Genomic DNA, 20,906 nt, shown 5'->3' with positions numbered 1-20,906 from the left:
AAATCATCTGCCCATATAAACCAACAATACAGAGATATCATTTGGCGAAACGCCACTAATTCTTGATGCCTGAGATACTGTTGTGGGCTGAATTTTTTTAAGTTTTTCCCGCGCCTCAAAACTCATGGATTTAATCTGACTATAATCAAAACTTTCTGGAATTTTGACATACTCCAATCTACTAAGTTTGTCTGCATTATTTTTTTCTTTAGCTATATATCCAGAATACTTAACTTGTATTTCGGCCTGCTCAATAACCTCTCTGTCTAATTTATTTTCTTGAATATATGCTTCAACACTATCTACTTTTCTAACATCCTCCATCTCTATATTTGGTCGCGCAAATATCTTAAAAAGCTTACCGGATTGTTTAACAGGCGATGATTTTTTGTCTTCTAATATTGGATTAATCTCTTCAGGTTTTACACTTGTATCCTCAAAAAATTTAACAAACTTTTCAGCCGATTGATGTTTCTCCTCCATGCGTTTTAAACGCTTTATTGAGGCCAATCCCAAATCATATCCTTTTGGCGTTAATCTTAAATCGGCGTTATCCTGACGTAACAAGGTTCTATATTCAGCCCTTGAAGTAAACATCCTATAGGGTTCTTCTGTGCCTTTTGTAATTAAATCATCTATCAAAACGCCTATATAAGCTTCATCCCGTTTTAAAATAAATGGGCCTTTTTCATGAATTTTCAGGCTTGCATTTACACCCGCCATAAGGCCTTGCGATGCCGCTTCTTCATATCCTGTTGTTCCATTAATTTGTCCGGCAAAATACAACCCCTCTACCAATTTAGTTTCTAAAGTATGCTTCAATTGTGTTGGTGGGAAATAATCATATTCAATAGCATAACCTGGTCTGAAAAACTTCACATTCTCAAAACCAACTACAGATCGTAATGCTTTAAACTGAACATCCTCTGGTAAAGATGTTGAGAACCCATTCACATAAACCTCACAGGTGTTCCACCCTTCCGGTTCAATAAAAAGTTGATGTCTGTCTTTATCAGCAAAACGATTTATCTTATCTTCTATAGACGGGCAATATCTTGGCCCCAAACTTTTAATTCTTCCGTTAAACATGGGCGACCTGTCAAACCCTTCCCGAAGTAAATCATGAACCAATTCACTGGTATAAGTCATATGGCAAGAACGCTGTTTTTGTAGCGGCCTAGTCGTATCCAGATAAGAGAACTTTTCAGGATTATCATCTCCGGGTTGCTCTATCATTTTTGAATAATCCAAAGACCTTCCGTCTACCCTTGGAGGTGTTCCTGTTTTCATTCTCCCGGAATCAAAACCTAAATCAACAAGCTGCTCGGTTATTCCGGTTGCTGCTCGCTCACCTGCTCTTCCTCCTCCAAAATTTTTATCGCCAATATGAATTAATCCATTTAAAAAAGTACCGTTGGTTAGCACTACCGATTTCGCTTTTATTTCAATCCCTAGTGATGTTTTTACTCCAACTACTTTTCCTTTATCTATTGACAATGCTGATACCATCTCCTGATAAAAATCAAGGTTTGGTGTACCTTCTAGAAGCATTCGCCAGTCTTCAGCAAAGCGCATTCTATCACTTTGCACTCTGGGACTCCACATAGCAGGCCCTTTAGATTTATTAAGCATTTTAAATTGTATGGCTGAAGTATCAGACACGATACCACTATAACCACCAAGCGCATCGATCTCCCGTACAATTTGTCCTTTTGCAATTCCACCCATGGCAGGATTACAAGACATTTGTGCAATGTTTTGCAAATTCATGGTCACTAATAGTGTCTTACTTCCCATATTGGCAGCAGCAGCAGCAGCTTCGCTTCCGGCATGCCCTCCTCCAACAACAATTACATCATAAACTTCGTTAAACATGATTTCTTGATTTCAATAGATATGTTCCACGTGGAACACAAACAATTTAAGTTTGCAAATATACGCTGAATTCTTTAATTATGTGATCAGGCTCAAGTAATGATTCTCCTTGGCACGCATAACCTTGGCTTCGCTTTCTGTCTTGTCCTTATACCCACAATAATGAAGTACGCCATGAATGATGACTCTATTTAATTCTTCTTCAAAAGATACCTGATAGTCTTTAGCATTATCTGCCACTCTCTCAGTAGAAATAAATATTTCTCCATGTATAATTTTTCCCACTGAATAGTCAAAGCTGATAATATCTGTTAACGTATCGTGACCTAAAAATTCAACATTTAATTTATGTAAATATTCATCATCACAGAACACATAACTAATCTCTTCTAGCTTATAATTTTCTGCAACTATGGTTTCAGAAATCCATTTAGAAATGGCATCTTCATTAGCTAAATGAAAATCGGTTTCGGAATTAAAACTAATCATTCTTTTCTTTAAAATACTCTTGTACTTTTTTCTTATAAGTTTGCTGCAAAGGTAAAGCTTGTCGGTTTAATATTTCTGTAGTTTTGAAATATTGTTTTGCTGTTGGTATTTGGTTTATGCCGTTATTATCAAACCCTGTTTTATTGGTATTAGATTCACGCTCATCATCTTCGCCTTGTTGGAATGTTGCATTCTCTAATTTCAATAATTGATGCTTTAGATTAATCATTTTTTGCAATGTTTGATTTGTGAAACCTTTATTGAGCAATTCCATCTCTATGTGTTCCATTTGCCTAACCAAAGCACTTCCATTTCCTTTTATACCATCCTTAGCTAACTTATCTTCTAAAGCCTGTCGCAATTGTTGCTGTTCCTGGTATATTTGATATAATAATTCTTCTTGTCCATCATCAGCCCCTTCCCCATTTCCACCGGTTTGTTCTCCACCATTCTCCTGGCCTTCGTTATTGCCTTTACCCTTTCCATTTTTTCCCTTATTACCTTGCTCTCCTTCTTTATCTCCTTCACCTTCCTTTTGTCCTACTCCACTTTTAGAACCATCCTTTTCTCCTTTTTTCATGCCTTCCTCCATCATCTTGTTAAGCTCTTCCTGGCTCATAATAATATCCGGCAACTGCATCTCTCCCTGTCCACCCTGTCCTGCAGACATATTCATACTTTCCTGCATATTATCTAACATATCACTTAAAAAATCAGCCAAATTATTTGCTGCCGTTATGGTAAATTGCTGATTGGAAATACCTTGATACAATTGGTTTTCTGCTAACAATTCAAGTGCCTTATCAATATTATAATACACTTCAGTTATTTCTTTATTAACCTGCTCTGAAACTTTAGGCTGACGTAATGATAATGCAAACAAGCTATCATCAATATGCTCAAAATGCTCACGCAAATTGTTTTGTTTTTTTAGATATGTAGCAAATTTATTATGGTTAACCTCAATAGACTTAAACTCATTCATCAGCACTTCCTGGTCAAAAGAAAATAAAACCAGATTATCTAAAACCTGACGTAACATTTCCATATCTTCTTGCACTTGATCGCCTCCAGCAGATTGCATAGCACTTTGCATTTGCCGGCTCATTTCTTTCATCTTTTTAGCGGCCTTCTTTTGGCTCTTTTGTGCATTCTTTAAATTCTGCTTTTGATTTTTATTTGAATCTTCCTGGTCTTGATCTGATGGCTTTTCTTGCTCATTCTTTTCCAATTCATCTGATGCATTCTTCTGATCATTTTCTACCTCTCGCTCGTCTAATTTATCTCTTGGAATTTCTATCGGTTTTTTTAACGCTTTATTATCTTTCTCAAGCGCTTCAATTTGCTTTTTATATTCCTGAAATGCTTTGTTTAATTCCTCTTGCTTTTCCTTAGTGTTTTTCTCTTCAGTTTCATTAGATAGCTTTTCTTGAACTTCTCCAAGTTTTTCCAGATCATCTCTAAGCGTTTCTAGTTTCTTTTCAACATAAAAACGTTTGGTCAACTCCAGTAACTGCTCCAAACTACGTTTCTTATTTTTATTTTGCTTAGCAAGCTCATCCAATTTCTTTACCAACTCTTCTCTGCTAATCTTTTCCTGGAGCTTTTCAATTTCTTTTAATAGTTTTTCATCCTTTTCTAGCTTTTCTTCATTCTCTTTTAAACGTTCTTTTAAATCTTCTTTAAACTCATCCTTATCATCCCTCTCTTTTTGAAACTCCTGAAGATTATCATTCAATTTTTTATTAAAATTTTTCATCATTTCATCCTGCTGTTTTTGCCTTTTAAAAAATGATTCTAATTTCTTTTTGTCATTAAAATTTAAACTTGTCTTTTCTTTTTGTGTTTTTGTTAACTCTTCTAACTGCTTTTCTTGTTCATTAAATTTTTCCAGCGACTTGTTCAAGTTTGTAATCGTTTCACTCTGCTCTTTTAGTTGTTTTTGCTGTTCTTCTTCTTTTGTTCGTTTTCTATAAGTAAAAACATTACTTTTTATACTTTTATAATGATTAACTACATCATTATCAAATACTTGAAAAAATAATTCATATGAAATGCCTGGTTCAATATTTAAATTATTAGGAAAAGCACTAATAAATTCAGCAACATTTGAATCTGATACAGGTATAGCCTCAAACTTCTTATCTTCCTCATTATCAGAAGGATAATATACAAGTTGGAGTTTAGTAAATCCATAATCATCACTGACTTGTCCATAGAAATAAAGGGTCTGCAAATCCAGGCTGTCTTTTTCTACTTTTAAATTCATTTCAGGATATTCATCTTTAATCACATCAATCCTAAAGTTCAGCTTTTCATAATCCTTTAGATTATTGTTGCTTGTACTCAACGTATAATCATAGTTTTTGAATATTTGTTTTGAAATCTCAAACTGTCCGGTTTTATCTGAACTTAATGCTAAAGTATCATGTGCGTAAAGAAATACTTCTTCTGTAGATTTAGTATTAAGTTTCCACTTAACCTTAGTGCCTTCAGGTACTACAGCATTACCGGTACTATTTAAGGCTTCATCTTTTTTATTGGTGTAAGAAGGATAATCTAAAATCATTTCAAAACTCAACAAAGAGGGCGTTTCTATAATATCTAAAGTATAGGGCTTAGAAGTCACGCCGTTAGCAGTTAATTGAAATTGCGTTGATTCCGTTGGCTTTGAAAACACATATTCAAACTCACCTATATCTTTTTGCTGCAAAAAATAAGCCTCATCATTATAATAGATCTGAACACTTTCGGGCATCACCTCCCCTGCTGTTTTAACAATTAGTTTATAGTCTATACCTTCAATTGTTTTCAAGGTGTCATTCAATACAAAAAATTGAAACGGAGCTGGTGGTTCATAAGCTGTCTTATAATCCACAACACGTTTATAACTATTACTAAACCAATCAAAATTCCCGGTAAAAAAAATTAAGAGAATAATAATAACCGGAACTGCAGCATATTTTAAGTACCCTACATTGTGTTTAAAATTTACAGCTAACCTAAACGGAACGGGTTTAAGTTCTAAAGACTTTTGATCTATACCCGCCAGCAACAATTCTGAATCTTCCTTTGTTTTATGTAGCTGAAGTACATTTAAAAGTTTATCATTTACTTCAGGAAAATGTTGGCCAATTATTTTTGAAGCGGCTTCATAATCTATACCCTTTTGAAGCTTAAATAATTTAGCCAATGGAATAAATATAAACCTTGTTAACAAGCCAAACTCTACACTAATAAACAACCAAAAAAGAACCGTTCGTAATGTAGTATTCAACCATAAAACATGTTCAAGAAATAGTGTAAACAAAAAATAAAGTAAGCCAATAGCAAAAAACAAAATACCGCCCTTAAGCAATTGATTAAGGTAATAGCGTCTAATAAATTTTTCTAATTTGTTTTGTATGGCCTTAAAATTCTTCATGATTTGGGAAAAACACTTAGTAACTAACTATTAACTTACTAAACTACAATTTTATTTTTTACAAGGGTCTTAATTACCTGTTAATTGTATCTTTGCCACAATTCTTGAGTCGTCATTTTAATAAGTTACAACCATGTCATTTAAAGTGACACCTTCAGGACAAATGTTTCATATAGAAACGTAAATCTAAATATTTTAAGAATTATTTTTTGATTATAGATTATGACTCAAAACGTTCGTGTACGATTTGCACCTAGTCCCACCGGACCCTTACATATTGGTGGCGTAAGAACCGCATTATTTAATTATTTGTTTGCCAAAAAACATAAAGGCGATTTTATTCTAAGGATTGAAGACACTGATCAAAACAGGTATGTTGAAGGTGCTGAACAATATATTATTGATGCTTTAAATTGGTGTGGAATGCCATTTGACGAAGGCGTTGGAAAAGAAGGTAACTATGGGCCTTACAGACAAAGTGAACGCAAGCACTTATATAAACAATATGCTGATGAGCTCATTGCTTCCGGTAATGCTTACTATGCTTTTGACACAGCCGAAACATTAGATTTTCATAGAAAAGACCATGAAGCAAAAGGTAAAACTTTTATCTACAATTGGCATAACAGGTTAAAATTGAGCAACTCTCTGTCACTTAGTGATGAAGACGTTCAGGCTAAAATTGATGCCGGCGAAGATTATGTGATACGGTTCAAATCACCGCAAGATGAAACCTTACACCTTAAAGATAGTATTCGTGGTGATATAAAGATTGATACCAATATATTAGACGACAAAGTGTTGTTTAAAAGTGATGGTATGCCAACCTACCATTTAGCTAATATTGTTGATGACCACTTAATGGAGATCACACATGTTATTCGCGGGGAAGAATGGTTGCCTTCATTAGCCTTACACTATCAATTGTATCAGGCTTTTGGGTGGAAAGCTCCGGAATTTGCACATTTACCATTGATACTAAAACCTACGGGAAAAGGAAAATTAAGTAAGCGTGATGGTGACAAATTAGGGTTCCCTGTTTTTCCTTTACAGTGGACTGACCCCAAAACCAATGATGTTTCCAGAGGTTATAAAGAAGATGGTTATTTCCCTGAAGCTATGGTAAACTTCTTAGCCTTTTTAGGGTGGAACCCGGGAACTGAACAGGAAATTTTTAACATGGAAGCATTGATAAATGCATTTGAACTGGAACGTGTCAATAAATCCGGTGCGCGTTTTGACCCCGATAAAACCAAATGGTTTAATCATCATTATATGCAGGAACAAAGCAATGATGCATTAGCGGAATTATTTAAGCCTGTTGTTGACGCAAAACTAAATGACATAGCTAATGAAACCGGGTCATCTCTTTCTAATGATATTGACGTAAATTATATAGCTCTGGTTATTGGCTTAATAAAAGAACGCGCTACTTTTATTTCTGACTTCTGGAATCTCAGTCATTTCTTTTTTACGGCACCAATTTCTTATGATGAAAAAGCCTCTAAAAAAGCATTTAAAGAGGATACTAAAGCTATTTTAAGCCAGATACTAACATTGGTAGAAAATACAGAAGATTTTACAGTAGAAAGCCTTCAAACCAGTATTAAAGGCTGGATAACAGAACAAGAGATAGGCTTTGGTAAAGTTATGATGCCTTTACGTTTGGCATTGGTGGGCGCTTTACAAGGGCCTGATGTGTTTGATATCATGTTTATGATAGGAAAAGCTGAAAGTATTAAACGGATTGATGCTGTTTTAAATATCTTGTAAAAATCTTTTTAAGCGTACCTAGACCTGTCAGGTTTTAAAAACCTGTCAGGTCTTTTTTGTTCGTGTTATATTGCATCTTGATTTTGTAAAAATTTTCAACTACCTTCGTTTAACAACCGATAAAGTTCATTGAAACAGAACTTTATCTTTCCATTGCAATAATATAAACCAAACCTTATGAGATTAAAAAAAACACTTTGGATTCTTCTGATTGTTGGAATAATAAGCTGTAAGCAAAAGTCATCTGAAACTAAAAACAATCTGAACGTTGAACCAAAAGTAGTGAATGGAGACAATGAGTTAGCTTTTAATGAGATAAAGAAGCTGAATTTGGATAGCATTTATCTCAATCTGCTCGACCCAAGAAATGTAACAGAAGCTGAATATCAAAAAGTTGGAAAATCTTGGACAGAATTTCATAAAAATGTATCAGATTTTATAAAATCGGAAAACTTTAAATGGGAAGTTCCAGATTCAACAATTACAGTAATGAATCGAATTTATTTCAGTAAAGATGGAACTGTGGACTTCTACACATTCAAAATTAGAAACCAATCTGTTAGTACTGAAAAACGTACTGAATACGAAAAAGTGCTTCAAAAATTTTGTGAAAATGTCAAAATAGACTTATATAGAAATGAGAGGTATGCACAATGCGGAAAAATAAAATATGTGAACTATTAAAGTATAACTTTTAATTCAGCTTCTCAAAAAATGCCAAGTAAAATAAACATAGTAACGAATATTTTGATAATATTATTTATAACTAAAGTTGGGGCTCAATCTTCACCTTTACAAATTGGAGATAGTTTATTTGCTCAAGGAAATTTCACAAAAGCAATTGAAAAATATAGTGAAATTGAACATCAAATCATTGTTTATCATAAAATAGCAAATGCATATAAATCTTTGGGCAATTATGATAAATCTTTAAAGTATTATCAAAAAAGTATAGATTCACATACAGAAAATGCTTTAATTAAGTATGAGTTTGGAAAATTACTAATATTAACGAAAAACTATAATCAAGCTTCTAACATTTTCAATAATTTAATATCAATAGATAATGAAAACCCTAATTATCATTACAATTTGGGATTGATATTAGAGCATCAAAAAGACTCTACAGCACAGATTAGCTTTAAAAAAGCTTTTAGATTAGATAGTACACATCAAAAAGCTATTTATAAAATTGCTAAGTTTCATATGATTAAACGGAAACATAAAACAGCAAATCGTTTTGTAGATATTGGATTAAAATCTTTTGCAAATAACAAATCACTAATTAACATTAAAGCACAAAACTTTTTCTTGCAAAAAAAACACAAAGATGCGTCAAAATGGTTTGAAAAATTAATTGAATTAGGTGAGTCAACACAATTTATCCATGAAAAATTAAGCTTTTGCTATAAAAGATTGTCTGATTATCAAAAAGCAATTATCCATCAAAAAAAGGCTTTGGAATTTGATACAAAAAATGCAGAAAACTTATACTTATTAGGTTTGCTTTACAGTGGTTTACACGATTTTGAAAAAGCTGAAAAATATATAAAAGAATCTTTGATGATTCAAGATACTCCTTTAGATGAGCAGTATATAAAATTAGGAGTAATCTATAATCATCAAAAAAAGAAAAAGGAGGCTATAGGTGCATTAAAACGTGCTGTTAGTGAAAATCATCTAAATCAAGAAGCTAATTACATTTTACTACTTACAAAAGATAGTTATTACAAAGATATAGATGCAAGAATTAAACTTTTTGAGAAATTTAAAAAGAAATTTCCAAATAGTAAATTCCGGAATCAAGTAGATTATAAGATATCTGAACTAAAAGAAAAAAAGTTTTTTAACGAAAAAGAAGATTAAGTTAAAAGAAAAAAAATACTATTGCCAACAGCATGGAAGCGCAATAACGGCTGAGTTTTCTGCCAAAAACTCAATTCGTTTTGCTAAATTAGGCGTGTTAACGGAAAATACTCCCGCATTTTTCCGTTACTGACTCTTTTTACAATACCGTTAAATAAACCCACCCCAATTAAACCCATTTCAAACGGCACCTTCAAATCAATTTAGTATCTTCATAAAAATTTCAGTCATACATCATATGAAGCATACTATAATCGCTTTTTTTACAGTTCTTTCTATCTTAACTATATCCTGTACAAAAACATCACAACAGCTTCCGCTACACAATAAAAAGGTTTTAATTCTTGGTAATAGCATCACTCAAAATGGACAATATGTTGATTTTATGGAATACTATTTAAGAAAACACTACCCGGAACAGGCCTTAGACATCATTAGTATAGGCCTTTCCAGTGAAACGGTTTCCGGGGATTCCGAACAAGACCACCCCTTTCCAAGGCCATGTATTCATACCCGTTTAGATGATGCCTTAACAGCAACAACTCCTGACCTGGTCCTGGCTTGCTATGGTATGAATGATGGTATTTTTTCTGCTAAAGGTGATGCCCGATTCAATAACTATAAAAAAGGAATTAAAGATCTAAAAACCAAAGTAGAAAATACCGGAGCCAAACTGATTTTACTAACTCCTACCCCTTTTGACCCAGACCCTGTAAAACACAGAGTAGCTAAAGACAATGAACCGCAATCTTATAAGCGCCCTTATTATAATTATAATCAAGTGTTAAAAGGCTATGCAGATTGGCTAACTGGTTTAAATGGTACTAAAACCATTGACCTTCATAGTTATTTAAGTACTAAACTGGAAGCTTTGAAAACTAAATACCCGGATTCCACCTTTATACCAGATGCTGTTCACCCTGATCAATCTGGTCATTTTTATATGGCTAAAAAAGTATTACAAGACCTATATCCTGAAATTATCATTACCGATCCTACTTCTGAGATCAACTCTTTAAAAAAGGATTCCCTGTTTGTATTGGTAAGTAAGCGCAGGCAAATACGATCTGATGGTTGGAGAAATTATATAGGGTATTCCAGAGGAAAAGTTGTAAAATCTAATGATATTGCACCAACTATCACAGAAGTCAACACATTGGATATTAAAATACGTGAGTTGTTACACTAGACTAAAAAGATACCATTCCACCAAAAACCAACATGGTTTGGTTTCCTTTAAATCGAGCACTGCCCCCTGTAGTGTCTAATTCTTTATTTTCAAGCCTCTTTAAAATATTGGTAAACCCATAGATATATTGTGCCTTAAGTTTAAAGTTCTTTATCCCAACAGACGCTCCTACTACTCCATTAAAATTAAACTGAGAGATGTCTGTTATATCTTTGGCTGTTAAATTATCATACCGGTTTACATAAAAACCCTCCTGGCCCTTATCCTTAAATTCCAACTTACTATTGTACTGCAACATGGGGCCAACATCAATAGTAACATGTTGCGGAATAGCTTTTATATGCAAAAGCATAGCTGCCTGTGCTGCAAACATTTTGTACTTTAAGTATACTTCTTCATTACTTATTGCAGTTGGCCTACCTAAAATTTCAATAGGACTCTCAGACAACTGCATACCAAAACTAATATTATACCACCTCACAGGAATATCAACTGTAGCGCTTAACCCTCCCATAAACCCATTAGAAGATTTGGTTGTGAAATTATTGGTTTCAATATTAAACTGGGTGATACCACCTGAAATTCCAAAGCCATTCTGGATTTTATAACGTTGCGAAAAACTTTTTGTAACAAAACATGATATTATTACTACTAATAAGTAAAGTTGTTTGTTTTTCATCTTATTTTTAAGGTTAAGTGCGCAAATATAACTTAATTTAGTCATTCAAATTTTTCTAACCATTTTAACACACTATTATGAGCTTTACTTTCATTCCTTTTCTGGTCATTGGGTTATTTATTTTAATTTCCTCGTTCTTCATTGTTAAGCAACAGACCGCTGCTATTATAGAGCGCTTTGGTAAATATCAAAGTATTCGTCATTCCGGCTTACAACTAAAAATTCCTTTAGTGGATAGAATTGCCGGTAAACTAAGTTTAAAAATTCAGCAATTAGATGTTATTATTGAAACTAAAACGCTTGATGATGTATTTGTTAAGTTAAAAGTTTCTGTTCAGTATAAAGTGATTCGCGATAAAGTGTATGACGCTTTTTATAAGCTGGATTACCCTCATGATCAAATTACATCTTATGTATTTGATGTAGTTCGTGCCGAAGTTCCAAAAATGAAGCTGGATGATGTATTTGTTAAAAAAGATGATATTGCCATTGCTGTTAAATCAGAACTAAATGACGCCATGATTGAATACGGTTATGATATTATTAAAACACTGGTAACGGATATTGACCCTGATGGGCAAGTAAAAGAAGCTATGAATAGAATTAATGCTTCTGAACGTGAAAAAATAGCTGCGCAATTTGAGGGTGATGCACAACGTATTTTAATTGTTGAAAAAGCAAAAGCTGAAGCCGAAAGTAAGCGCTTGCAAGGACAAGGTATTGCTGATCAGCGAAGAGAAATTGCACGTGGTTTAGAAGAGTCTGTTGAAGTATTAAACCGAGTTGGTATAAACAGTCAGGAAGCGTCTGCCTTAATAGTAGTTACGCAACATTATGATACACTACAATCTTTAGGAGAAGAGACCAATAGCAACCTTATATTATTACCCAATGCCCCACAAGCAGGCAGTAACATGTTGAATGATATGGTAGCCAGTTTTGCGGCTAGCAATCAAATTGGTGAAGCTATGAAAGAAGCTAAGAAAAAGAAGGAATAGTTCAAATTGTAGTCAAATAAAAAAACCTTGAAAACTTATACTTTTCAAGGTTTTTTTATTTAAAAGGGTGTCTCTCCTCCCAGTTCTGTTTAGGGTTCATAAACCTAAACACAAGCTTTAAAAGTCTATTCCAAAAGCTATTGGTATGCTTCATATACATCACCATAGGTTTTGGCTTTGCTCCTACTGAACTCTTAATAGCCATAGCTGTTCTAGCATAGACAATTGATGCAAATTGATAATCCACACCAAACTTAAGCATATCATAAAGCATATTTAAGTATAACTGGTTAACATATTGATGTGCTTTATCATACCCTAGAAAATACGTTTCTAATTGTTTTCTATTTAAAATTAAAGTATAGAAGCCAACCAGAATATCCTCTAAAAAATAGCCAAAAACCTTAAAGTCTTCACCTAGTTTTTGCTTCATTATAAAGAAATGATTTTCAGGTAAAATAAACGTATTAAACTTAGCGTTATTGGAAACGTTTAAATAGAGCTTGTGTAGTTTATGTTCATAAGCTTTAACAGCAGGTGTATCCAGTTCTTCACATCGTATTGTGCCCAATTTTTTTTGGGCTCTTTTGTAGCGGCTCCTGTATTTTTTGGTTAAATCTGAAATATAATTATCCGTACTTAACCAATTGGAGCGTACCTCCATGATCATATTGGGCTGTACTACAATTTTATGTAAATCCTGCTTATCAAAATTTAATTTATGATTGTACTTCGTATCCTGTTCAAAGAAATCTTTGACCAATATCAATCGAATGGTTTTGCCCTGCCTGCTTTTAATATCCTTTTTAAGCTCATTTATGGCACTAAAAACCTGATTTAAGTATGCTGTATAAGATATTCTTTTTTCATCAAAATAAAGGCCATGCTGGCCGGTATGTGTCAAATTACCAACTACTAGTATATTTCCTTTTAAAACCTTTGAAACTAAATTCTGTAAAAACTCTTTCAAACATGACACCTGGGTTTTTCTAAACATGTCTTTTAAATATAACCTGACACGTTGAACTATTGCAACACCAACAAGATTATCATTTTCAAATACCCCTATATAAAAAAGCTCAATATTAGACGGCGCCCCTTCCTGTAAGGCATTTAAATATTTTGATTGTAGAAAAATATCATGTTGTACAATATAATCCCATGATTTTGGGAGTGCATCACTAGAATAATAAATTTGATATGTTTTCAATAGAAAATAGAAAAGGCTGAAAATTACAATTCTCAGCCTTTATATATGTTAAAAATTTACAAAATTATTATTTCCATCCGCAAATAATAGCGCCCATTATACCCATTGTTACAATCCAATATCCGCTATTAATAAGAATATATTTAGCACTTTTTCGCTCAAATAACGCATTAGTTCCTAAAATAGGAAGTGCAATAAAAACTCCCGCCAATACACCATGAAATGCGCCATGTTTATAGGTTCTAAATGCATCTTGATAATCATTCATAAATGCTTCATAAGAAGGAAGCGCATTTGCCACATCTCCACCCGTTAAACTAAATGCTCCCATTTGATGAATTACCATTGGCATAATAGACATGGCTAATAAAATTGCGAAAATAAAAGCCAAAATAAAGATTTTTGCCATATTAGCGCCTTTCATTTTGTCTTCAGTCATGTCTGCTGCTTGCATCCAAGCATTTCCAAATACTTTTGGGTTATACCAAATAAACCCGACAACAAGTGCAGAAACAGCCGCAACCACAATTGCTAAAAAATTCATTTCCATGATTATTATATTTTTAGTTAGAACTTAAATATAACCAAAAATATCATAGGTTGTGTTCTTTTTAAAAACCTGATGGTTCTATAATAATTTAGCCTCAGTCACTAATAACTCATTTTTATCATCAATAGCTTTAGAGATAAAAGCATTGATTTCATCATTTTTAGACTGCCTGCTTTTTAATAAAACACTCAAAACCAAGGTCACAGCAATACGGGTTCCCACCTTCTTAACTGCGGTATTAAACAGTGGCTCTAACTCTTCATAGTTTACATTTTTAGCCAACTCCAAAATTTCAGCCCTAACCTTTTGCTGTTTTGCTTCAGGAAGATTAGTATATTTTTTTCCCAATTGCTGAATAACATCAATGGCTTTACGTTGAGGTTTTTGCTGCTTTTGAGCTTGGTTTTGGTTTACTTGTTGTGGTTGTTTTGGTTTAGCTTTTGCCCAAGAATCACGTAAACCTACCGTTTTATTAAACACCAGTTTTTCTGAAGACGAATCATCATCAACATTAAAATAACCGATACGCTGGAATTGAAACCTATCACCGGATTTGGCGGTTTTTAAACCGGGTTCAACAAACGCCTGAATTGTTTTTAAAGAATTCGGATTAATAAATTCCATAAAGCCTTTATCCTGATGGCTATCAGGAGCCTCGTCATTAAACAATCTGTCATACTCTCTAACCTCAGCTTTTATCGCATGCTCTATAGATACCCAATGCAAAGTACCTTTTACTCTTCTGGTTGTGTCTTCAGAGTATGTACAACGGATTTCCAAAATACGGCCTGCATCATCCTTTACTACACTTTCGGCTTTTATGATATAAGCATTTTTAAGCCGTACTTCCCCACCCAATTTCAATCTAAAAAATTTATTCCCTGCTTCTTCTTTAAAATCTTCTCTTTCAATATATAGCTCACGAGAAAACGGTATTTTTCTAAACCCTGCTTTTTCATCTTCCTGATTGTTCTCAGCTTCCAGCCATTCTACTTTATCCTCCGGATAGTTGGTAATCACTAATTTAACAGGATCTAAAACAGCCATAACACGTGGCGCTGTTTTATTTAGATCTTCACGTATACAAAATTCTAAAAGCGAAACATCAATAACATTTTCACGCTTTGCAACACCAACGGTTTCTACAAACTTCCTTATGGATTCAGGCGTATATCCTCTACGTCTTAATCCTGATATGGTAGGCATCCTTGGGTCATCCCATCCACTTACAATACCATCTTCTACCAGTTTAAGCAGCTTGCGCTTACTCATTATGGTATAGCTTAAGTTTAAACGTGCAAATTCCCGTTGTTTAGGCCTTAACTGACTTGCATCAACAACTTGGTCTAAAAACCAATCATAAAGCTCTCTGTGGGGCTTAAATTCAAGCGAACATAGCGAATGTGATATTTGTTCAATATAATCACTTTCACCATGAGTCCAATCGTACATGGGGTATATACACCAATCATTAGCCGTTCTATGGTGATGCTTTTTTAAAATGCGGTACATAATAGGGTCACGCATCAACATATTGGGGTGCTGCATATCTATTTTTGCACGCAAAATGTGTTCTCCTTCATTAAACTCACCATTTTTCATGCGCTCAAACAAGTCTAAATTTTCAGCGACACTCCTATCTCTGTATGGCCCACTAACCCCAGGTTGTGTTGGAGTTCCCTTTTGCTCAGCCATAGCCTCACTTGATTGCGAATCTACATAGGCTTTTCCTTCTTTGATTAAAAGAATAGCCCAGTCATATAGCTGCTGAAAATAATCTGAAGAAAATAACGCCTTATCCCATTGATACCCTAACCAGGCTACATCTTTTTTAATGGCATCCACATACTCTTGCTCTTCTTTTGCAGGATTAGTATCATCAAATCTAAGATTTACAGGAGCATTGTAATATTCTCCCAAACCAAAGCTAATCCCAATAGCCTTTGTATGCCCTATATGCAAATATCCGTTTGGTTCCGGTGGAAAACGAAAACGTAAGTCGTCTTTGGGCATTCCATTTGTTAAATCCTCTTCTATAATTTGCTCAATAAAATTGAGTGATCTTCTTTCTTCAGACATGTTCTGATATATTTCAACTAAATAAGGGTCAAAATTACGGAAATTCAAGTTATTTTAGCCCAATTATATCTAATAAGCGTAACAAACATATATTTCATTATACTAATATTTTAAACACTATTACACTTAATGGACTATGACTATGGAAAACCTGAATTATACATGCCCAAAATGCAATAACACCTCTTATACCTTAGGACAAATGCGTGCCACGGGAGGAACCTTTTCAAAAATTTTTGATATTCAAAATCAAAAATTTTCTGCTGTGACCTGTAACCGCTGTACCTATACAGAGTTTTACAAAGCTAAAACCAGCGCTTTAAGTAATATTTTTGATTTTTTTACAAACTAATGGGAATAATAAAAGTAGAAAACATTCGTGTATTTGCACATCACGGCTGTTTAAAAGAAGAAACCAAAATTGGTAGTGATTATCGAGTAGATTTGGAAGTTAAAGCAGATTTACAAACTTCGGCTAAAACTGATAGTCTTAACGATACTGTCGACTATGTGTTCTTAAACAATATCATTAAAGAAGAAATGAGTATTCCTTCTGCATTGCTAGAAACTGTAGCAAGACGCATACTAAACCGCATATTTAAAGAAGATAAATTGGTTAAAAAAGCTACGGTTTGGGTGAGCAAATTAAACCCGCCTATTGGGGGTGATGTGGAAATGGTCACCATAAAAATGACTGATAGGCGTAAAAAATAATTTTATTGTAAGTAAACTGACTTTTTTTTTTACATTTGCAGCATAAATGGCGTCGTGGCCGAGTGGCTAGGCAGAGGTCTGCAAAACCTTCTACAGCGGTTCGAATCCGCTCGACGCCTCAAAAAGCTTTCAGTTTATTTCTGAAAGCTTTTTTATTTTATCGGACTTATTTGTTCCAGTTTCTCCCTGTTCTTCTCATAAGTATCTGGAAATAAACCTTGAACGAGTAATAATACCCCAAAACCTAATATGACCATTGCAATAATTTTTTTGGTCTTAAAGATCAATCTTGGAGTTAATTTTGCCTTTAGTCTTTTTGCTATTAATATTTTAAATACGTCTGAAATAAAATAGGATGATAACATCGCAGCAATAAAAATAATATCACCATTTTCTGATGTTGTTAAAGAGTCTCCTAAAACTATAAAACCCAACCACCCCAGTAAAACGCCAATATTTATAAAATTGAGCAAAAATCCTTTAATAAAAAGCTTCCCATAATCTTTTTGTATTTCTACTTTATGGTATTCTTTCACTATAGCTCTAAATGATTTTGAAGTTTTTATAAAAGAAATAACCCCATAAACAATCAATAATACGCCTCCAAATATTAAAAAATTTGGATCATTACCAATCTTTCCTCTTAAGTTATTGGTACTGTAAAATGCTATGACAATAAAAATAATATCAGCAAAAATAACGCCCAGATCAAATATTAAAGCGCTTCTAAACCCTTTTGTAGCGCTCGTTTCCAAAAGCACAAAAAATACAGGGCCGATAGTAAAGGCCAATATAATCCCAAAAGGAATGGCTGTTAAAATATCATCAATCATAAACTAGTGAAGCTTTACACAAAGTAAAGAAATATTTTAACCAATTTACTTGCTTAATAGCCAGATTTTAATGCAAAAAAGAGTGGGATTAAAAACCCCACTCCTTACAAACCTATAACTAAATAAACTAACCTATTTCTTAATCAGTTTTATACTACTGATACCTGATTCTGTTTTTACTTGAGCAAAATACAAACCTGATATTAAGTTTGATCCATCAATTTGTACGGTGTTAGTATTAGGGGTCATTGATAATACACGCTTACCTAATATATCAAATAGACTAATAGTCTCAATTTTAATATTTTGAGTTTTAACAGTCCAAATACTCTGAGTAGGGTTGGGGTAAGTGCTAAAACTCTCAATTTTTCTATCATCTAATCCTAATGTTCCCTGATTAACTGAAAAATAAATGTTGTCAAAATATACAATTGTGGTGTTTAGATCTGAGGTCGTTCCAAGTTTATACTGTAAATACTTATCTTTTGTTAGTCCCAGAGCTGTAAAATGAGATAGCGGGATATCAACACTTTGCCAAGCATCAAAGGTAAGTACCCCATCTCCTGACACATCAGTCTTTAGCACATAATCCTTTTCTCCTTGCCCATCACCTATAAGTATAAATTTCACTTCATGTCCATTAACTCCAGCGGCAAGATTTGGAGCATAGTAATCAAAATGCACCCAGTTATAAGCTGAAATATCAACTGGACTATTAGTACCCTGACCATAACCTTGATTAGAAAAGTCCATTTTAATGGCATTATTTACAGAACCCGATCCAAGGTCTATTTCTTTTTCATATGCTCCAAATGAATAATCTGGTGTCCATATATTAGTAAACCCTCCTGTATCTCCATAAATGCTTAAAACTTCTCCATTAGGTGTTGACGGGTTTGGAGCCGAGCCTGGTAAAGTTGCAACAAATGATACCGTATAGGTTTCCATTGTTGAAGCATCTTGTGAAGTCACCTCAACCGTTGCACTTCCAGGTACGCCAGGAGCCTGTGTAATTACTGCTGATGCTCCGGCATTTGTTGTGGTAGCAGAAATTGAAGGAGCCGTTGTGGTTCCATTGGTTAACTCATACGTATAAGATGTTGTTCCTGATCCAAACCCTTGAATTGTAGTACCGGCTACTTTTAAGTCACTAAGTGTCGCATCCTTTGCCGGATCTGCAGGCGTTTTCCAAAAATATAAATTGTCTACATAGATTGCATCGGTAGTACCATTACCGCCATCAAATTTAAATTGTATCGCACTTGAAGTATCTCCTGTAATTCCAGAAACAGCGATATCTACACTTATCCACGTATTTGCCCCTGTATTTGTAATTGGATGTGCAATTTCTGCTCCCGAACTAATAACATAAACATTTGGATTGAATGATCCACCAATATAAATATCTACATGCAAAAACTCCATGGCTGCAATATTTTGAGTACTTCCATACTGAACACCCTGATAATTAAAATTGGGATAAGCCAGAACTAAGTTACCTGAACCTGTATCATAAGCTGTATTTGCAGTTCCAAAACCACTCTGGCTCCAATTAGGATTATAATCTGATCCTGCAACACCTGTATATTCTCCACAAAATATTGAGATAACATCTCCTGCATCACGTACCGGTGGTGTTGTAGGGTCTGTAGTTGGCTGCGCATATCCTAAATATGCTGTAAGTAAAAAAAGTAATAACGTAATTTTTTTCATAATAAGAAGTTTTAATTAAATGCCGTTTTCGAATTTAGTTGTCTTTCAAACTTATTATGAAATACCGATAAATCCTTATTCTTAACCCCTACAAAAAACATACATCGCAATAAAAATTACATTCTGTTGTCAATTTTATAAAAACCCCTTGTGTTTATTGATGATTTATGAGTCTAAGCGTTCGTTTTGATATCTCTAACATCTCATCTAAATATATAATGTTGTGGTAATGTTGTGGTGTATAAAACCTTTGTATTGCATTGATTTATTGAGCATTATGTTAATTTCATACCAGGCTTAAAATAATTAATGCTTATACCTGTTTGAATAGTAATTAATTAGGACAATTTGAAACCGAATAACTCAATTAAAACCTTTGTTTTAAAAGCCAATTATTTACATCATGGTTAGGTGATAGTTGTAAGCTTGATTTATAAAATGACTTTGATCGTGCTAAGTTTTAGGTCTGTCTTTAACACAAAAAGCCCAAACCCTTATAAATAATAAGAATTTGGACCTTTTTTAAACTTGCAATACTTACTTATGATTAAGCAGTATTTTATACCTTTTCAGCTGCTACACAAAAAGCTTTCTGCTTTTAAACCTTAAAGGGTTATTGCTACTATAAAACTTAAGCTTTTCATTTTTATCCCATAAACCCCAATAAGCTCCTACATCTCCTTCGGCTCCAACTTTCCACGATTCATCAAATGAAGAGAAGTAGAATACCTTAATATCATCTTCTCCGGACCACTGTTGGGTATTAATAAAATATTTGATAGCGTTTTCATAGGATGGTAAAGCACCATTTAACCCTTCTCCCTGACTTGGCCAACCTGTTTCTGTTATTATGACCTTTTTGCCATTAGCGGCTTTAACAGCCTGATTAAACATGTCCTTCATATAAATCAATGAATACTCTAAAGAGCACCCTTCCCAATAGGGGTAACAGTTTGCTAAAATGACATCACAGGCTTCTGTTATTTTTGGGCGGTCATTAAACTCATAATAGGCATCTACATAGCCCATTGGAATATCAGGAATAGCTTCTTTTACCTGATGCATAAAATCCAGAAGTTCTTCTTCTGTTAGATCACCTCTATACATCACTTCATTTCCAACGGCAGCAATGTCAACATAACCGTCTTTAGCTAATTTTATAAGTCCGGCTATTTCTTTTTTATTTATTTCTGGATCATCACCTAACCAGGCTCCAACCAGTGTTTTAATACCATATTCTTTGGCTATTAAAGGAATCATCTCATTACCGTCTGTACAAGAAAAAGACCGTATCCACTTAGTATAAGGTCTGATGATCTTCATTCTACGTCGAATCTGAGCTTCAGTAATCTGGTCACCGGGCGCCTGACCTTCCTCATATGGACTAAAGCATAAGCCATGCATTCCATTTTTAAGCACTCTATTAAATAGATTTGCTAATCCCTTTGTTGTTTTGTTATCAAGATGCCCTCCTGATAATGCCATAAACTTTTCTTTTCTGTATGACATAATAT

Annotated in this window: 17 protein-coding genes and 1 tRNA gene; 8 read left to right on the top strand and 10 right to left on the bottom strand. The window is 33.9% G+C overall.

Annotated elements, in window-relative coordinates; translation table 11 throughout:
• Window positions 1–3: 3 nt before the first annotated feature.
• The 3 genes from mnmG to VOI54_RS04535 all read right to left on the bottom strand — a co-directional run bounded on the left by mnmG (window position 4) and on the right by VOI54_RS04535 (window position 5,788).
• A complete protein-coding gene (gene mnmG / locus VOI54_RS04545) occupies window positions 4–1,875 on the bottom strand; it encodes a tRNA uridine-5-carboxymethylaminomethyl(34) synthesis enzyme MnmG (protein WP_326281530.1) in 1,872 nt (623 codons plus the stop codon).
• A 78-nt stretch (window positions 1,876–1,953) separates the two neighbouring features.
• Window positions 1,954–2,364 (bottom strand): rRNA maturation RNase YbeY, encoded by a 411-nt coding sequence (gene ybeY / locus VOI54_RS04540; protein WP_326281529.1) that lies wholly within the window; start codon window positions 2,362–2,364, stop codon window positions 1,954–1,956.
• Window positions 2,357–5,788, bottom strand: a complete 3,432-nt coding sequence (locus VOI54_RS04535) for a DUF4175 family protein (protein ID WP_326281528.1) — start codon at window positions 5,786–5,788, stop codon at window positions 2,357–2,359. The genes ybeY and VOI54_RS04535 overlap by 8 nt, the downstream gene beginning before the upstream one ends.
• 222 nt (window positions 5,789–6,010) lie before the next feature.
• Between VOI54_RS04535 and gltX the strand changes: the two genes are divergently transcribed.
• The 4 genes from gltX to VOI54_RS04515 all read left to right on the top strand — a co-directional run bounded on the left by gltX (window position 6,011) and on the right by VOI54_RS04515 (window position 10,616).
• Entirely contained in the window at window positions 6,011–7,561 is a 1,551-nt protein-coding gene (gltX, locus tag VOI54_RS04530; protein ID WP_326281527.1) for a glutamate--tRNA ligase, read from the top strand.
• Window positions 7,562–7,738: 177 nt separating this feature from the next.
• Entirely contained in the window at window positions 7,739–8,245 is a 507-nt protein-coding gene (locus VOI54_RS04525; protein ID WP_326281526.1) for a hypothetical protein, read from the top strand.
• A 30-nt stretch (window positions 8,246–8,275) separates the two neighbouring features.
• Window positions 8,276–9,427 (top strand): tetratricopeptide repeat protein, encoded by a 1,152-nt coding sequence (locus VOI54_RS04520; protein WP_326281525.1) that lies wholly within the window; start codon window positions 8,276–8,278, stop codon window positions 9,425–9,427.
• A gap of 238 nt (window positions 9,428–9,665) precedes the next feature.
• Window positions 9,666–10,616, top strand: coding sequence for an SGNH/GDSL hydrolase family protein (locus VOI54_RS04515; protein WP_326281524.1), 951 nt, complete (start codon window positions 9,666–9,668; stop codon window positions 10,614–10,616).
• Window position 10,617: 1 nt separating this feature from the next.
• On the opposite strand, the gene VOI54_RS04510 is transcribed toward VOI54_RS04515, so the two are convergent.
• Entirely contained in the window at window positions 10,618–11,295 is a 678-nt protein-coding gene (locus VOI54_RS04510; RefSeq protein ID WP_326281523.1) for a hypothetical protein, read from the bottom strand.
• A gap of 77 nt (window positions 11,296–11,372) precedes the next feature.
• On the opposite strand from VOI54_RS04510, the gene VOI54_RS04505 reads away from it, so the two are divergent.
• Window positions 11,373–12,293, top strand: coding sequence for an SPFH domain-containing protein (locus VOI54_RS04505; RefSeq protein ID WP_326281522.1), 921 nt, complete (start codon window positions 11,373–11,375; stop codon window positions 12,291–12,293).
• Window positions 12,294–12,348: 55 nt separating this feature from the next.
• Here the strand turns inward: VOI54_RS04505 and VOI54_RS04500 are convergent, their stop codons facing one another.
• From VOI54_RS04500 to VOI54_RS04490, 3 genes are all read right to left on the bottom strand, one after another.
• On the bottom strand, window positions 12,349–13,503 hold the full coding sequence (locus VOI54_RS04500) for a GNAT family N-acetyltransferase (protein WP_326281521.1): 1,155 nt from the start codon (window positions 13,501–13,503) through the stop codon (window positions 12,349–12,351).
• Between the two features lie 67 nt (window positions 13,504–13,570).
• Window positions 13,571–14,053 carry a DUF1761 domain-containing protein gene (locus tag VOI54_RS04495; protein WP_326281520.1) on the bottom strand — a complete coding sequence of 161 codons (483 nt, stop codon included), beginning with the start codon at window positions 14,051–14,053 and terminating at the stop codon, window positions 13,571–13,573.
• A gap of 78 nt (window positions 14,054–14,131) precedes the next feature.
• Window positions 14,132–16,132 (bottom strand): glutamine--tRNA ligase/YqeY domain fusion protein, encoded by a 2,001-nt coding sequence (locus VOI54_RS04490; RefSeq protein WP_326281519.1) that lies wholly within the window; start codon window positions 16,130–16,132, stop codon window positions 14,132–14,134.
• Window positions 16,133–16,274: 142 nt separating this feature from the next.
• On the opposite strand from VOI54_RS04490, the gene VOI54_RS04485 reads away from it, so the two are divergent.
• The 3 genes from VOI54_RS04485 (at window position 16,275) to VOI54_RS04475 (ending at window position 16,965) form a co-directional block, all read left to right on the top strand.
• Window positions 16,275–16,484, top strand: coding sequence for a zinc ribbon domain-containing protein (locus VOI54_RS04485; protein WP_442809356.1), 210 nt, complete (start codon window positions 16,275–16,277; stop codon window positions 16,482–16,484).
• On the top strand, window positions 16,484–16,846 hold the full coding sequence (gene folB, locus VOI54_RS04480; protein ID WP_326281517.1) for a dihydroneopterin aldolase: 363 nt from the start codon (window positions 16,484–16,486) through the stop codon (window positions 16,844–16,846). The genes VOI54_RS04485 and folB overlap by 1 nt, the downstream gene beginning before the upstream one ends.
• Before the next feature lie 48 nt (window positions 16,847–16,894).
• Window positions 16,895–16,965 (top strand) — tRNA-Cys (locus tag VOI54_RS04475).
• Between the two features lie 33 nt (window positions 16,966–16,998).
• Here VOI54_RS04475 and VOI54_RS04470 read toward each other — a convergent pair.
• The 3 genes from VOI54_RS04470 to VOI54_RS04460 all read right to left on the bottom strand — a co-directional run bounded on the left by VOI54_RS04470 (window position 16,999) and on the right by VOI54_RS04460 (window position 20,901).
• Window positions 16,999–17,679: a LysE family translocator gene (locus tag VOI54_RS04470; protein ID WP_326281516.1), complete on the bottom strand. Its 681-nt coding sequence runs from the start codon at window positions 17,677–17,679 to the stop codon at window positions 16,999–17,001.
• Between the two features lie 132 nt (window positions 17,680–17,811).
• Complete coding sequence (locus tag VOI54_RS04465) at window positions 17,812–19,392, bottom strand: T9SS type A sorting domain-containing protein (protein ID WP_326281515.1); 1,581 nt, start codon at window positions 19,390–19,392, stop codon at window positions 17,812–17,814.
• A 576-nt stretch (window positions 19,393–19,968) separates the two neighbouring features.
• Window positions 19,969–20,901 (bottom strand): glycoside hydrolase family 17 protein, encoded by a 933-nt coding sequence (locus VOI54_RS04460; RefSeq protein ID WP_326281514.1) that lies wholly within the window; start codon window positions 20,899–20,901, stop codon window positions 19,969–19,971.
• Window positions 20,902–20,906 lie beyond the last annotated feature (5 nt).

The sequence above is a fragment of the Alterotamlana spongicola genome (assembly GCF_035818475.1).
GTDB lineage: Bacteria > Bacteroidota > Bacteroidia > Flavobacteriales > Flavobacteriaceae > Cognatitamlana.
Note: the sequence above shows the minus strand (reverse complement) of the source record. Positions and strands in the feature narration are given on the sequence as shown.